Genomic DNA, 14,396 nt, shown 5'->3' with positions numbered 1-14,396 from the left:
CGTCGGCCAGGTCGGCGGTGGCGGTGAACTCGGGCTTGGTTGCTTCGCTCATGTAGCAGAGGATAAGTCCCAGCTCATACGGTCAGATGATCGTACTCATAACCGGTCAAAGCGGTAGATTCTTGTATTCTTACCGGACAGCGCTTGGGCTGTGCGACGGGACTACAGGACGGTGAAATGCCACTCGACGGACGCTCGACGGTTGTTCGCGTGCCGAAGGCCGGCGAACTGATCGCGGCGAGCCTGCGCAGGCAGATCATCACCGGTGAGCTCGAGCCCGGCGAGCCGCTGCCGAACGAAGCGGCCCTGATGGAACGGTTCGGGGTGTCCCGGCCGACGCTGCGCGAGGCGTTCCGCATCCTCGAATCCGAAGGCATCATCACCGTACTGCGCGGCGCCCACGGCGGCGCCCGCGTGCAGGCGCCGGACCGCTCCACCGCGGCCCGCTCGACCGGTCTGCTGCTGCAGTACCGGGGCGTGCCCCTCGCCGATGTCTACCGGGCCCGCACCGAACTCGAGGTCGCGGCGGTCGGTCTGATCGCCGCGAACCCGGAAGATCGCGTCGACACCCTCGCCGAACTGGTCGAACGCGGCGCGGAACTGACCGGTGACCCGATCGGGTTCGCGCGGTACGACACCGAGGTGCACCGCATGGTGATGGAACTCGGCGGCAACCAGACGATGGCGGTACTCGCGGGCATGCTGCTCGACATCATGGACGCCCACAACGCCCTCTACATCTCGACGCGCAGCGACGTCTCCGACCGCCCCGGCGCGTCGGTCGCGCTGCGCGCGAACCGCAAGCTCGTCGAATTGTTGCGCAACGGGGAACCCGGTGCCGCCGAAGCCTTTTGGCGCAAGCATCTCGACAGTGTCGAACGGGTCATGACCGGGGATTCGGCGACGACGCTCGTCGAGGTGCTGTCCTAGCGGGCGACGCGGCAGCGGTCAGGCGGTGAAGGTCAGCCACAGCAGCGTCGCATTCAACGCGACGATCAGACCCACCGTCAGCCAGGCCGCCGCACTCGTCGCCGGAAGATTGCGCTGCGCGCCCATCAACACCGGATCGGAACTGATCCGCACGAGCGGCACCAGCGCGAACGGAATGCACATGCTCAGCACGACCTGACTGAGCACCAGGGCGAACGTCGGATCGACACCCGCCGCGAGCAGGATCAGCGCGGGCACCATCACGATCACGCGTCGCACGATCGGCCGGAGCCGGATGTGCAGCAGACCCGCCATGATCTCGGCGCCGGCCGCGGATCCCACCGCCGTCGACGCGAGGCCGGACGCGAGCAGGCCGACCGCGAAGACCACGCCGATCGTCGGGCCGAGGGAATCGGTGATCGCGGCGTGCGCACCCTCGATGCTGTCGGTGCCCTCCCGTCCGCGCAGCGCCGACGCGGCGAGCAGCAACATGCCGATGTTCACGCTGCCCGCCACGACCAGGCCACCGGCGACGTCCCAGCGGGTCGCCCGCATCACCCGGTCCAGGCGGGGGCCGGGTTCGACCCGGCCGTGCCGGGCGCGGGCGAGCGCCGAATGCAGGTAGATCGCGTGGGGCATCACCGTCGCGCCGAGCATCGACGCCGCCAGCAGGACCGTGTCGGTTCCCTCGAAGCGGGGCACCAGCCCGGCCGCGGCGTCGGTGAACGACACATCCGTGAACGCCAGGCCGGTCAGGAACCCGACGGTGATGATCGCCAGCAGCGCGACCACCACGAACTCGAAGGAACGCTGTCCGCGACGGTCCTGCACCGACAGGATCGCGACGGACACGGCACCGGTGATCAGCCCACCGACGAACAGGGGCAACCCGAACAGCAGGTGCAGGGCGAGGGCACCGCCGATCACCTCCGCGACGTCGGTGGCGATCGCCATCACCTCGGCCTGGAGCCAGAAAGCGCGGCGCGACGGGGTGCGCAGGCGCATACCCAGTAGCTCCGGCAGGGAACGCCCCGTCACCACACCGATCTTCGCGGACAGGTACTGCACGAGGATCGCCATGATGTTGGCGACCACCAGCACCCACAGCAGCAGATATCCGTAGCGGGCACCGGCGGTCAGATTGGCGGCGACGTTACCGGGATCGACGTACGCGACGGCCGCCACGAAGGCGGGGCCGAGCAGGAGGAAGAGACGCGACTGGTGCGTCCGAGTGTCGATAGAGGTCACCGACCGAATCGGCGTTCGTACTCCGCGCGCTCGCGGTCCGCCCGCTCCCGCTCCTTCGCGCCGAGCAGGGCCGGATCCAGGCCGTGCTGCTGCAGCCGGTGCCGCTGCCAGATCGGCCGCAGCGCGACCGAGAAGTAGATCCACGGAAGCAGCAACAGCAGCATCATCGCGATCGGAATCCACACCGGGCCCGGAATCAGCAGGAACAGCAGAAGGAACGGGATGATCGGGGTGATCCAGCGCACCAGGTAGCGTCGCGTGCTGCCGGGACCGAGAACGTCGTTGCGGACCCAGTCCTGCATTTCTGTCGGCAGCCGGCGACCGAACACGTAGCCGATGAGCTGGATTGGATTCGGTCGTGCACTACTCATGTGGACCAGGATAGTGGCCTATCCGTAGAGGCCGGAGATGCTGTCGGCGAATCGGTCGACCACCACCTTGCGCCGGAGCTTCATGCTCGGGGTCAGATCACCGGCCTCGATGCTGAGTTCACGGTCCAGGATCGTGAACTTCTTGATCTGCTCCCACCGGTTGAGCTGGGCGTTGAGCTCGTCGATGTATGCGGCGATCAGCGACTCGGTCTTCTCGTGCCGCGCGATCTCCGCGAACGACAGCCCCTCCAGTCCGTTCTTCTTGGCCCACTCGCCGATCGCCTCGGCGTCGAGCGCGACCAGCGCCACGCAGTACGGCTTGCCCTCGCCGTGCACGACGATCTCGGCGGCGTACGGGCAGATGCCCTTGAACGTCGCCGCGACCGCGGACGGTGCGACGTACTTGCCCTGCGACGTCTTGAACATGTCCTTCTTGCGGTCGGTGATGCGCAGGAAGCCCTCGTCGTCGATCGAACCGATGTCGCCGGTGTGGAACCAGCCGTCGGCGTCGAACGACTCGGCATCGGCATCGGGACGGTCGTGGTAGCCGCTCATCACGCCGGGGCCCTTGATCAGGATTTCCCCGTCCTCGGCGATCTCGACGTCGGTGCCGGGGAACGGCCAGCCGACGGTGCCGAACCGGTACGCGCTCGGGCGGTTGAGGAACGACGCGGCGGACGTCTCCGACAGGCCGTACCCTTCGAGCACCTTGATGCCGACCGCGTCGAACCACTGCGCGACCTCGGCGTCGAGCGGGGCGGAACCGGAAACGAAGAAGCGGAGCCGGCCGCCGAAGCGTTCCCGGATGGTCGAGAAGACGAGCTTGTCGGCGATCTTGTACTGCACCGTGTCCAGTGCGGAGGGGGATCGTCCCTCCTGGCGGGCCTTCGACGTGCGCAACCCGACCCCGATCGCCCAGTCGAAGATCTTCTTCTTGACGCCGCCTTCCTCCTCCATCATTCCTTCGATACGGGCGTGCGCCTTCTCGAAGATGCGGGGAGCGGCACCCATGAACGTCGGGCGAACCACCGCGAGATTTTCGACGATCTTGTCGACGCGACCGTCCACGACCGTCGGGAAACCGATCTGGATCGGCACGCTCAGCAACACCTTGCCGAACACATGGGACAGGGGCAGCCATAGATACTGCAGGTCGTCGGGGTGCAGGATGCCCAGCGAATCGACCGCGGCCGCGGTGTACGTCCACGCCGAATGCGGCAGCCGCACACCCTTCGGCTTGCCGGTGGTCCCGGACGTGTAGATCAGCGTCGCCAGATGCTCGGGCTTGATGCCGTGGATGCGATCGAGCACGACGCTGTGCTGTTCCGCGAGCAGCTTGCGGCCGAGGTCCTCGAGTTCGGACAGGCCGATCACCCAGTCGCCGTCGCCGGTGCCGTCGATGACCACGACCTTGCGCACGTCGGGCAGTTCGCTGCGGTGGGCGGCGAGCTTGCCGACCTGTTCCTGATCCTCCGCGATGACCACGCGGCTGCCGGAGTTCGAGACGATGAACGCGACGTCGGCGGCGTTCGTCGTCGGATACACGGTGGTGGTGGCGCCGCCGGCGCACATCGTGCCGAAGTCGGCGAGGATCCATTCGTACCGGGTCGACGACGCGAGTGCGACACGATCCTCCGGTTCGATCCCCAGGGCGATCAGGCCGCCGGCGATGAGACGCACCCGGTCGACGGTCTGCTCCCACGTGACACTCGCCCAACCGCCTTTGCCGTCCGGGAAGCGGAACGCCTCGTCGTCCGGGTTGCTGGTGACGCGGTCGATGAGCATTCGCGCGAGCGACGGCGACCGCTGTTCGATCTTCGAGAAGTCGACGGGCTCGTCGGATTTGCGAAGGACGGTCATGCGCCCAAGTCTAGGAAGCCTGGTCGGCTCCGTCTCCGCTTCCGACAACCTCGATGCGCACAGTGGGAGACACGCGCGCGCGGCGGGTTACGCGCGGGTGTCTTGTGGGGCGGCGGATGGTGGTGAGGCGGCTGTGGCCGGTTCCCGGCCGATGGCGAGCGCCATGAGCGCGGCGATCGCGCACAGGGCGCCGGCGACGTAGAACGCGGCGTCGTACCCGCCGAGACGGTCGCGGACCAGACCCGCCAGGAACGCGACCAGTCCCGCACCGACCTGGTGCGACGCGAGCACCCAGCCGAACACGATCGGGGCGTCCGGACCGAAGTGCCGGCGGCACAGCGCGACCGTGGGCGGGACGGTCGCGACCCAGTCGAGGCCGTAGAAGACGACGAACGCGATCATCGGCGGGTGCACGGTGTTCGCGAACAGCAACGGCAGCACGAGCAGCGAGATGCCGCGCAGCAGGTAGTAGATGCCGAGCAGGCGGCGCGCGTCGAACCGGTCGGTGAACCAGCCGGAGGCGATGGTCCCGACGACGTCGAAGATCCCGATCACCGCGAGCAGGCTCGCCGCGGCCGTCAGGGGCATGCCGTGGTCGTGGGCCGCGGGCACGAAGTGCGTGCCGACGAGGCCGTTGGTGCTGGCGCCGCAGATGGCGAATGTGCCTGCGAGAAGCCAGAAGACGCGGGTGCGCGCGGCGGTCGCCAGGACCCGCAGGGCGCGCAGCCCGGCGTTGCCGGTGCTCGGCTCGGCGCGCACGTAATCGGGTCCGGCGCCGTAGGGGACGGTGCCCACGTCCTCGGGCCGCTCGCGCAGGAACAACATGACGAGCGGCACGACGGCGAGCGCCGCGAACGCCACCGTCAGCGCGACCGCCTGCCAGTTGTACTTCTCGGCGAGCACCGCCAGCAGTGGCAGGAACACGAGCTGGCCGGCCGCGCTCGCGGCGGTGAGGATGCCGGTGACCAGGCCGCGACGGGCGACGAACCAGCGATCGGTGACGGTCGCGACGAATGCCAGCGCCATCGACCCGGTGCCGAGCCCGACCAGCACGCCCCACAGCAGGATCAGCTGCCAGGTGGCGGTCATGAAGACCGTCAGTCCGCTGCCGGCGGCGACGAGCCCGAGGGCGGCGGTGACGACCGCGCGCATCCCGAAGCGTTCCATCAGGGCCGCGGCGAACGGCGCGGTGAGGCCGTAGAGGACCAGATTGATCGATACGGCCGCCGAGATGCTCGCCCGGGACCAGCCGAAATCCGCGTGCAGCGGTTCGATGAGCACGGACGGCGCCGCACGGAACGCGGCGGCGCCGACCAGTGCCAGGAACGCAACGGTCGCGACTGCCCAGGCGAAATGGATCCGGTGGGTGGTCGGGGGAGGAGCGGCGGTCTCGATCGTCACGGCGATCATTGTCTCCGGTAACGACCGCTCGGTGCCAGTGGCAGAAATGCCAGACATCGTGCGAATTCTGCCACTGGCCGACCCGAGTTGCGACGGGCGGCGTGATTCCGCCGCTTGCTCACGCCTGCTCGATCACTCCTCGAAGTAGCGGAGGATCACCTCGACGACGACAGCGGGACGCTCGCTGCCTTCCAGTTCGATCCGTCCGTCGACGGTGAGCTGCACGCCGCCCTTGGGGAGTTTCTCGAAATCCTTCAGGGTTGCGCCGAGGCGGACCTTGCCTCCCGCCGGCACCGGGTTGGTGAAGCGCACCTTGTTCAGGCCGTAGTTCACGGCCATGGTGGCGCTGTCCACCTTCAGGATCTGCTCCCACATGGGGATGAGAAGCGAGAGGGTGAGGAAGCCGTGCGCGATCGGGCCGCCGAAGGGGCTCTCGGCCTTAGCGCGCTCGAGATCGATGTGGATCCACTGGTGGTCGTCGGTGGCGTCGGCGAAGGTGTTGATCCGGTCCTGTTCGACTGCCATCCAGTCGCTGGTGCCGAGGGATTTGCCGACGAGGGGCTCGAGGTCGGCGAGGGTGGCGACGTGCGTGCCGTTTGCCATGTGTTTCCTCCTGCTCGTCCTGCTCGTCGAGTCCGAGGACTCGGAAGGCCTCCGAGTCCGATGACTCGGAAAGCATTCTGTGCGAAGACTTGCTTCGCCCACACAACTTTCGAGCGGTCGAAGGGTCACAGATGGGGCACGGTGGGGAGGGGCGGACGGCGGTGCTGGACAGACGCCACCGATGCGACCGTCCGCCGCCGAAAAGTTATGGAAGAAGGCAGGTGTGAATTGCTCGGTGCGGGGCATTCTCCGGTATGGAACCGAATCGACGACGCGCGGGCCCCGAGGCGATCCTCGGGGGCCGATTGCTTGCCTTCGCCGGTGACGGCGACATCGTAGGTCTGTCCCAGTACGTGACCGCGCTCGTGTACGGGGCGGCACCGGGTGACGCCTCGTACGACGATGTGCTCGAGTGGGTGGTCACCACGATCGCCGACGTGATCACCGACAAGATCGGGCCGATCGTCGACAGCGAGGTGGACGGGGTCACCGGCTTCGCGGTCACCTTGCGGACTCCGGACGGAATCCAGCTGGCGATCGACGACCTGCCCGCCCCCGAACGACATGTGTGGAAGGCGATCGCCGAGGTCCTCGACGGAGACCTCCCGCGGGCCCACGGCACTCTCGCGCCCGTCGAACACGGAAGTGAGCCCGGGGAGCAGGCCCATGCGTTGATCGAGGCCGTCAGCTGGCTCGATCGGCTGCTCGACCTTCCCGCACTGAACGGGCCGTACACGGTTCCCGAATAGGGAACACCTCGACGTCGTTCACACGGGCTCGTGATCAAAGACGTTCTGCGCGTGGAGCGGTGGCCGACCTCGGAATCTCGACAACCGACCGCTCGGTCGAATCCTGCGTCCGCACCGGCTTCACGCCGATCAACGTTCGGCAGTCCGGTGTGACGAGCCAGATCCGGCCCGCGTGCTCGACCTCGAACAGTCCGTCCGCACGTCGGCTGAGGATGCCGGCCGGAAGCTGCGCAGCGCAGGAGCGTACAGCTGCGTGAAGTTCCTCGTCGGGGGCCTCCAGTAGGCCCTCGATCTTGGCGAAGGACCGCTGAACGCGCGCGGTCAGATACACCTCGGAGGCATCGAAGACGTCCGCGAACCGCTCCGGCGGCACCGGTTCTCCCGGCTCCCGGCGCGGGGCGGTCGACGGCCGCCGCGGAATGTGGCGCCGGAAGCGTGAGGGAACATTGCTCTTGACCTGTTCCCAGGTGCGCTCCCGGTGGACGGTGGAGTAGGCCGTGATGGCCGTCCGGTCGGGGGAGAGCACCAGGTCGTAACCCTGACGGGACAACCGCACGAAACCGTTCGCGGAGGTGCTGGAGGCGGACTTGAAGAGAAAGTCCTCGAGCATGGAGCGCAGCTGCACCTCGGCGCTGCGCGCACTCCCGCCGTGATGGAACCGGAAGCTGTCCACGGCACGGGTCGTGACATGGACACCGGGAATCTCGTCGAGAGCCACATCGGTGATCGCCACCGGCGCCGCGCGAATGTGGGTGTCGGTCCCGCGCGGGGACCCGTGGGTTTCCGGAGCCGCCGACGTGTTCGGGCGGACGAAGCCGGCGCAGTCGTCCTGACGGCACCAGCCGTCGAGGTACTCGGTGACGTTGGTGCAGGCGGTGCCGTCCCGGTGAAAACGCGTGCAGCGGGTCATGAACTGGATTGTGCCGGGCACCACCGACATTCGGAAGCGTGGTTCTCGGCACGATTCGGCTGGGGCCGGGTGGCCGGGGACGGCCTCAGGCCGCGACCTCGACCCCCAGCGCCTCGAGCAGGATGCGACGGTACTCGGCGGTCTCCACGACCCGCAAGGCGCGCGGATGCGGGAGATCGACGGTCAGTTCCACCGCGAGTCGGCCGTGGTCGAGCACGATGATCCGGTCGGCGAGGGCGATGGCCTCGTCGACGTCGTGGGTCACCAGCAGCACCGCCGGCTGATGCTTGGCGCACAGCTCCTGGAGCAGCCCGTGCATCTTGATCTTCGTGAGCGCGTCGAGCGCACCGAACGGCTCGTCGGCCAGCAGCAGCTCGGGTTCCCGCACGAGCGACCGGGCGAGCGAAACTCGTTGCTGCTCACCGCCGGACAGCTCGTTCGGCCACGCCTTCTCCCGGCCCGCGAGACCCACCTCGGCGAGGGCCTTGCGGCCGCGCTCGGCGGCGTCGGACCCGTCGAGGCCGAGGATCACGTTGTCGAGCACCCGCGCCCACGGCAGCAGCCGCGAATCCTGGAACACGACCGCGCGCTTCTTCGGCACCTCGATGGTGCCGGAACCGGGGACGCCGTGGTCGAGTTCCGCCAGCGCCCGCAGCAGCGTGCTCTTGCCGGATCCGGAGCGCCCGAGCAGGGCGACGAATTCGCCGGCGCGGATCTCGAGGTCGATGCCCTGCAGGACCGCGCGGCCGTCGAAGCCGCGGGCCAGGCCCGAGGTGCGGACGGTCAGCTTCCGATCGTCTTGCGCCATGCCAGCGCCTTCCTTTCTGCCGAACGGACCAGCAGGTCGCTGCCGAATCCGAGGATCGCGTAGACGACGAGGCCGACGATGATGACGTCGGTCATGCCGTAGTTGCGGGCCTGGTACATCAGGTACCCGATGCCGCTCGAGGCGTTGACCTGCTCGACGACCACCAGTGCCAGCCACGCGATGGTCACCGCCAGGCGCAGGCCGGTGAAGAAGCCGGGCAGTGCCCCCCGGCAGGGCGATCCGCCGGATGAACTGGGCCCGCGACAGATCCAGTGTTTCGGCCAGTTCGACGAAGCGGGAGTCGATTCCACGCAGCGCCGAGTAGGTGTTGATGTAGACCGGGACGAACACCGACAGCGCGATGAGGAGGATCTTCATCTCCTCGCCGATGCCGAACCACAGGATCGCGAGCGGCATCAGGGCGAGGGTCGGGATCGACCGCTTGATCTGCACCGGGCCGTCGATCAGCGCCTCGCCGATGCGGGACAGACCTGCGATCAGTGCCAGGGTCAGACCGAGGGCGACGCCGATGACGCCGCCGATCAGGGCGCGCTGGACGGACGTCCACAGATTGGACTGCAGGCGTCCGTCGGCGATCAGATCGCCCGCGGTGGTGACGACCGTCCACGGTTCGGACAGGGTCTTCGGGTCGAGCACCCCCGTCGCCGACGCGATGATCCAGATCACCAGCAGCAGAACCGGTCCGATCGCGAGACCGAACTTGATGGGCTTGCCCGGAGCGAGACGACTGCGGGTGTTGCGCGGCTGCAGATCGGGCCCGCCGGTGCGTTCGGGCTTCTGGTCGGTGTCGGCATCGCCGGCCAGACCACTACCGAAACGCCGGGGTTCGACGACGGAGGTGCTCATCGACCTTGTCCTTTCGACTCGTCGGGTCCGGTCAGACGCCGGCCGACGCGAGTTCGCGCGCGTACTGGCTCGCCGGACGGGGCAGACCGTAGTGGTCGCGCAGGGTGGTGCCCGAGTACTCGGTGCGGAACAGGCCCCGCTCCTGCAGGATCGGCACGACCGTCGAGATGAACGCCTCGAGGCCCTGCGGGTACTGCGGCGGCATGATGTTGAAGCCGTCCGCGGCGCCGCCCCGGAACCACTGCTCGATGGTGTCGGCGATCTGAACCGGAGTGCCGGCGACCACGTTGTGGCCGCGCGCCCCGGCGAGCTTGTGCAGCAGCTGGCGCAGCGTGGGCTGCTCCCGCTCGACGATCTTCGCGAAGACCAGCCGGCGGCTGTTGTTGTTGTCGGTGATATCGCCGGAGCCGGCGAACAATTCGACCGGCACCTTCTCGTCGAGCCCGAGACCCGAGATGTCGATGCGACCCATCTTCTGCAACTGGCCGACACCGTATTCGACGATGGTGAGTTCGTTGAACTCGCGGTGCAGATCCTTGGCCTCGGCCTCGGTGGCGCCGATGAACGGGCTCAGACCCGGAAGGATCTTCACGTGATCGGGGTTGCGGCCGAAACCGGCTGCGCGAGTCTTGATGTCGTTGTAGAAGGCCTGCGCGTCCTCGATGCGCTGATGGGCGGTGAAGATCGCCTCGGCATAGGTGGACGCGAAATCGCGTCCGTCGTTCGAGGATCCGGCCTGCACGAGCACCGGACGACCCTGCGGGGAACGCGCGGAGCCGAACGGGCCGCGCACCTTGACGTACTCGCCGTCGACGTCGATGCGGTGGATCTTGTCGGTGTCGGCGTATACGCCCGCTTCCTTGTCGATGAGGAGGGCGTCGTCCTCCCACGAATCCCACAGCTTGATCGCGGCGTCGACGAATTCCCGTGCGCGGGCGTAACGCTGGTGGACATCGGGGTGGTCGGTGAGGCCGAAGTTCGCTGCCGCCGCATCGGTCGCGGTGGTCACGATGTTCCAGGCGGCGCGACCGTTGGAGATGTGGTCGAGCGACGAGAACAGGCGTGCCAGGTTGTAGGGCTCGTAGTAGGTGGTCGACGCGGTCGCGATCAGGCCGAGGTGCGAGGTGACCGTCGCCATCGCGACGAGCGTGGTGATCGGCTCGAGACCGTAGTCGGGGCGGTACTTCACCTCGGTGCGCAGGGCGGGGCCGTCGGCGAAGAACACGGCGTCGAGCTTCGCGCTCTCGGCGAGGCGGGCGAGCTCCTGGAAGTAGGTCACGTCGTAGAGACGCTCGGGCAAGCTGCCGGAGTGGCGCCACGAGGCCTCGTGGTGGCCGGTCGGGTAGATGAAGGCGTTGAGGTTGAGCTGGCGGTTCGTCATGTCGAATTCCCCTCGGAAAGATCAGCTGCGGGTGTGGGCGGCGCCGGACTCGGCGACTGCGGCGGTGACGACCTCGTCGAAGCGCAGGTCGAAGGCGTCGGCGGCCTCGACCGGCTTGGGCAGTTCGCCGGCGGCATCGATCACGTCGATGGTGTGCTGCTGGATCGCGATGAGATCCTCGTCGAGATGCGGGAAGGTGGTGATCCCGGCGGTGTCGAGGATGCGCTGTCCGTCCTCGACCGTCAGGCCCTGGCTCTTCACGAAGTAGGTGTCGATGTACGCGTCGCGGTTGTCGTTGGCCCATGCGACGGACTTGATGTACGCGGTGACGTAGGCACGGATCGCCGCGGCGGTCGCCGGGTCGGACAGGGCCTTCTTGCTCGAGTAGAGGTACGAGATGCCCTCGCTGAGGTCCTCGATCTCGGGACGCGGCAGCGACGTCGCACCCGGGGTCTGCATGTACCGGGAGAAGACCGGCTCGCTCATCGGAGCGGCGTCGATCTGGTTGGAGCGCAGTGCATCCGGGAAGTCCGGCAGCGACATCGGAACGAGCTCGACGTCGTCGACCGAGAGGCCGGCCTTGTCGAGGCCACGGAGCACGAAGGCCTGCTGCGAGGTGCCCTCGGCGTAGCCGATCCGCTTGCCCTTCAGATCCGCGAGGGACTTGATGTCCGAAGCATTCGGGGCGATGCCCATGTTGAGGCCGTTGTTCGTCTGCATGGCCGTGACGACCTGCACGTCGTCACCGGCGACCAGGGACTGGACGGTCATGATCTCGCCGGCCCACGCGACGTCGACCGCGTCGGCGCGGAACGCCTCGAGGATCGAGGGCGCACCCTGGAAGGTCGCGAACTCGTACTCGAACGGCAGCGTGTCGAGCTGTCCGGAGCCGGTGAGGAGGGACAGTTGGCGCTCACCCTGGTCCGCGATCACGAGCTTGGTGCCCGCGGGGATCTCGGTGGGCAGCGGTCCCTCGGCGGCCGGTGAATCGCCGGAGGAACCGGATCCACAGGCGGCAACCGCCGTCATGACGAGGGCGACAGCGGCTGTGAATCCAGCACGACGTAGGCGAGACATACGAAGCCTTCTCTTTCCAGCGATGAACAGGGACGGGCGACCGGGAGGACCGGGCCCGATGACCATCCTGGGGAAGAGATCGTTACCGGAACAGAATTATCGTCAGCGTGATCTAAAGGCGTGCTTCCCCCACGGCGGGGGTGTGAACGGCCTCGCTTCCCCGTCGGACGGCCGCGCGCGGCCGGCAGCAGGCCGCTGTCGTATCGCTCGGCGGATCCCGGATCCCGGATCCCGGATCTCGGATCCCGGCTCGCGTCGAGCTGCGGGTGGCGGAATTGTGACAGCGGCCACCCCCGCGCGCTAAGTTTGGTGTTACTCGGAAAACTACTCACCGGTAGGGGTGCGATATGCCTGCTCCCAGCGCTGCGACCTTCACGCGGCTCGCGGACCTCATTGCCATCGACGACGTCGCGCAGCGGACCACGCGTCCGGTCGTGGAGGCCTTCAGTGGCAGGGAGATCGCTTCGATCCCGGTCGGCACCGCAGACGATGCGAAGACCGCGATCGAGCGTGCCCGCATCGCGCAGGCGGCGTGGGCGGCCCGGCCGGTCGCCGACCGCGCACGCATCTTCCACCGCTACCGCGACCTCGTGTTGCGCCGGCGCGAGGAACTGATGGACATGGCGCAGGCCGAGACCGGCAAGTCTCGCGCGTCCGCGCAGGAGGAGGTCGTCGACATCGCGATCACCGCCCGCTACTACGCGCGCACCGCCGAGAAGCTGCTGCGCCCGCACCGCGCCACCGGCATGCTGCCCGGACTGACCAAGACCGTCGTGCGGCATCATCCGAAGGGTGTCGTCGGTGTCATCGCGCCGTGGAACTACCCGATGACCCTCGCGGTGTCCGACGCGATCCCCGCGCTGCTCGCCGGCAACGCCATCGTGCTCAAGCCGGACAGCCAGACCCCGTACTGCGCGCTCGCGTGCGTCGAACTGCTCTACGAGGCCGGACTGCCGCGCGATCTGTTCGCGGTCGTGCCCGGGCCCGGCTCCGTCGTCGGGACCGCCCTCGTCGAGAACACCGACTATCTGATGTTCACCGGGTCGTCGCAGACCGGCCGGATCCTCGCCGAGCAGGCAGGGCGCCGTCTCATCGGCTTCTCCGCCGAACTCGGCGGCAAGAACCCCATGATCGTCACCGCCGGCGCGAACCTCCGCGAGGTCACCGACGCCGCTGTGCGCGCCTGCTTCTCGAACTCCGGTCAGCTGTGCATCTCCATCGAGCGCATCTACGTCGAGAAGTCCATCGCCCCCGAGTTCACGCGCATGCTCGGCGACCGCGTCCGCAAGATGACGCTCGGCCCCGGCTACGAGTTCGGGATCGAGATGGGCTGCCTGATCAACGAAACGCAAGTCAAGGCGGTGTCGTCGCACGTCGACGACGCGGTGGTCAAGGGTGCGACCGTCGTCGCCGGTGGCAAGGCGCGTCCCGATCTGGGTCCGCTGTTCTACGAACCGACCGTGCTCACCGACGTCCCCGAGGACGCCGAGTGCTACCGGGAGGAGACGTTCGGTCCGCTCGTGTCGGTGTACCCGGTGGAGAACGTCGATGAGGCGATCCGTCGCGCCAACGACACCGAGTACGGCCTCAACGCCTCGGTGTGGGCGGCGACCAAGGCGCAGGGCGAGGCCATCGCGGCCCGTGTCCGCGCCGGCACGGTCAACGTCGACGAGGGCTACGCGCCGGCGTGGGCGAGCACCTCCGCGCCGATGGGTGGCATGGGCATCTCGGGTGTCGGCCGACGGCACGGAGCGGACGGGTTGCTCAAGTACACCGAATCGCAGACGATCGCGACCACGCGGATCCTCAACCTCGGCGGGCCGCGCGGACTGCCGCCGAAGCTGTGGAACAAGATCATTCCGCCGTTCATCCGGTCGCTGCAGTGGCTGCCGGGTAGGTAGCCGGAGGTCGGGGGCTGCGACCGTTCAGGAACCGGTGGTCGCGGCCTCCACCGGAAGCTCCTTCCGGCGCTCGATCGTGGTGGCCAGCGGCTTCTCCACGACGAAGCACAGCAGCAGCATCGCGACGAGCGCGAGCGGGCTGATCCACAGGAAGATCGGGGTGAGCGCCTCGTTGTAGGCCTCGACGACCGGTAGCCGTGCCGCGTCGGGAAGTTGCCGGACGGCCTGGGGCGTCAGGGAATCCGCGACGACGCCGACCGGGGCGCGTTCGGCGATGAGTGTGGCCACCC

12 protein-coding genes and 2 pseudogenes are annotated in these 14,396 nt (G+C 68.0%); 3 read left to right on the top strand and 11 right to left on the bottom strand.

What is annotated here, in order from left to right; all coding sequences use genetic code 11:
- Positions 1-177: 177 nt before the first annotated feature.
- Entirely contained in the window at positions 178-930 is a 753-nt protein-coding gene (locus I0Q12_RS22065; RefSeq protein ID WP_197254739.1) for a FadR/GntR family transcriptional regulator, read from the top strand.
- Positions 931-948: 18 nt separating this feature from the next.
- On the opposite strand, the gene I0Q12_RS22060 is transcribed toward I0Q12_RS22065, so the two are convergent.
- The 5 genes from I0Q12_RS22060 to I0Q12_RS22040 form a co-directional block, all read right to left on the bottom strand.
- Complete coding sequence (locus I0Q12_RS22060) at positions 949-2,187, bottom strand: Nramp family divalent metal transporter (RefSeq protein ID WP_197254753.1); 1,239 nt, start codon at positions 2,185-2,187, stop codon at positions 949-951.
- Positions 2,175-2,549, bottom strand: coding sequence for a DUF5313 family protein (locus tag I0Q12_RS22055; protein WP_197254737.1), 375 nt, complete (start codon positions 2,547-2,549; stop codon positions 2,175-2,177). Before I0Q12_RS22055 ends, I0Q12_RS22060 begins: the two co-directional genes overlap by 13 nt.
- An 18-nt stretch (positions 2,550-2,567) precedes the next feature.
- Entirely contained in the window at positions 2,568-4,409 is a 1,842-nt protein-coding gene (locus I0Q12_RS22050) for a long-chain fatty acid--CoA ligase (RefSeq protein WP_197254735.1), read from the bottom strand.
- An 87-nt stretch (positions 4,410-4,496) separates the two neighbouring features.
- Positions 4,497-5,810, bottom strand: a complete 1,314-nt coding sequence (locus I0Q12_RS22045; protein ID WP_374068760.1) for an MFS transporter — start codon at positions 5,808-5,810, stop codon at positions 4,497-4,499.
- Between the two features lie 132 nt (positions 5,811-5,942).
- On the bottom strand, positions 5,943-6,413 hold the full coding sequence (locus tag I0Q12_RS22040) for a MaoC family dehydratase (RefSeq protein ID WP_197254733.1): 471 nt from the start codon (positions 6,411-6,413) through the stop codon (positions 5,943-5,945).
- Between the two features lie 254 nt (positions 6,414-6,667).
- Between I0Q12_RS22040 and I0Q12_RS22035 the strand changes: the two genes are divergently transcribed.
- Complete coding sequence (locus I0Q12_RS22035) at positions 6,668-7,162, top strand: hypothetical protein (RefSeq protein WP_197254731.1); 495 nt, start codon at positions 6,668-6,670, stop codon at positions 7,160-7,162.
- Positions 7,163-7,196: 34 nt separating this feature from the next.
- Here I0Q12_RS22035 and I0Q12_RS22030 read toward each other — a convergent pair whose 3' ends face one another.
- The 5 genes and pseudogenes from I0Q12_RS22030 to I0Q12_RS22010 form a co-directional block, all read right to left on the bottom strand.
- On the bottom strand, positions 7,197-8,072 hold the full coding sequence (locus I0Q12_RS22030) for a hypothetical protein (protein WP_197254730.1): 876 nt from the start codon (positions 8,070-8,072) through the stop codon (positions 7,197-7,199).
- A gap of 85 nt (positions 8,073-8,157) precedes the next feature.
- On the bottom strand, positions 8,158-8,880 hold the full coding sequence (locus I0Q12_RS22025) for an ABC transporter ATP-binding protein (protein ID WP_197254728.1): 723 nt from the start codon (positions 8,878-8,880) through the stop codon (positions 8,158-8,160).
- Positions 8,856-9,747 (bottom strand): annotated as a pseudogene (locus tag I0Q12_RS22020) (ABC transporter permease). Before I0Q12_RS22020 ends, I0Q12_RS22025 begins: the two are co-directional and overlap by 25 nt.
- 31 nt (positions 9,748-9,778) lie before the next feature.
- Positions 9,779-11,128 carry an LLM class flavin-dependent oxidoreductase gene (locus tag I0Q12_RS22015; RefSeq protein ID WP_197254725.1) on the bottom strand — a complete coding sequence of 450 codons (1,350 nt, stop codon included), beginning with the start codon at positions 11,126-11,128 and terminating at the stop codon, positions 9,779-9,781.
- Positions 11,129-11,149: 21 nt separating this feature from the next.
- Positions 11,150-12,157, bottom strand: coding sequence for an ABC transporter substrate-binding protein (locus tag I0Q12_RS22010; RefSeq protein WP_231611203.1), 1,008 nt, complete (start codon positions 12,155-12,157; stop codon positions 11,150-11,152).
- A gap of 395 nt (positions 12,158-12,552) precedes the next feature.
- Here I0Q12_RS22010 and I0Q12_RS22005 point away from each other — a divergent pair, with 395 nt between their 5' ends.
- The gene (locus I0Q12_RS22005; protein WP_197254723.1) at positions 12,553-14,106 is read left to right on the top strand and encodes a succinic semialdehyde dehydrogenase; all 1,554 of its coding nucleotides are present in this window, start codon (positions 12,553-12,555) and stop codon (positions 14,104-14,106) included.
- A 24-nt stretch (positions 14,107-14,130) separates the two neighbouring features.
- On the opposite strand, the pseudogene I0Q12_RS22000 reads toward I0Q12_RS22005, so the two are convergent.
- A pseudogene (locus I0Q12_RS22000) lies at positions 14,131-14,396 on the bottom strand (MFS transporter); the annotation flags it as partial.

Source organism: Rhodococcus sp. CX, assembly GCF_015865005.1.
Lineage (GTDB): Bacteria > Actinomycetota > Actinomycetes > Mycobacteriales > Mycobacteriaceae > Rhodococcus.
The sequence above is the reverse complement of the archived record's forward strand: the minus strand, read 5'-3'. Positions and strand labels throughout refer to the sequence as shown.

Coding starts and splice junctions, on each gene's coding strand:
- I0Q12_RS22065 (WP_197254739.1), top strand. CDS start 178: ATGCCACTCGACGGACGCTCGACGGTTGTTCGCGTGCCGAAGGCCGGC.
- I0Q12_RS22055 (WP_197254737.1), bottom strand. CDS start 2,549: ATGAGTAGTGCACGACCGAATCCAATCCAGCTCATCGGCTACGTGTTC.
- I0Q12_RS22050 (WP_197254735.1), bottom strand. CDS start 4,409: ATGACCGTCCTTCGCAAATCCGACGAGCCCGTCGACTTCTCGAAGATC.
- I0Q12_RS22040 (WP_197254733.1), bottom strand. CDS start 6,413: ATGGCAAACGGCACGCACGTCGCCACCCTCGCCGACCTCGAGCCCCTC.
- I0Q12_RS22035 (WP_197254731.1), top strand. CDS start 6,668: ATGGAACCGAATCGACGACGCGCGGGCCCCGAGGCGATCCTCGGGGGC.
- I0Q12_RS22030 (WP_197254730.1), bottom strand. CDS start 8,072: ATGACCCGCTGCACGCGTTTTCACCGGGACGGCACCGCCTGCACCAAC.
- I0Q12_RS22025 (WP_197254728.1), bottom strand. CDS start 8,880: ATGGCGCAAGACGATCGGAAGCTGACCGTCCGCACCTCGGGCCTGGCC.
- I0Q12_RS22015 (WP_197254725.1), bottom strand. CDS start 11,128: ATGACGAACCGCCAGCTCAACCTCAACGCCTTCATCTACCCGACCGGC.
- I0Q12_RS22010 (WP_231611203.1), bottom strand. CDS start 12,157: ATGACGGCGGTTGCCGCCTGTGGATCCGGTTCCTCCGGCGATTCACCG.
- I0Q12_RS22005 (WP_197254723.1), top strand. CDS start 12,553: ATGCCTGCTCCCAGCGCTGCGACCTTCACGCGGCTCGCGGACCTCATT.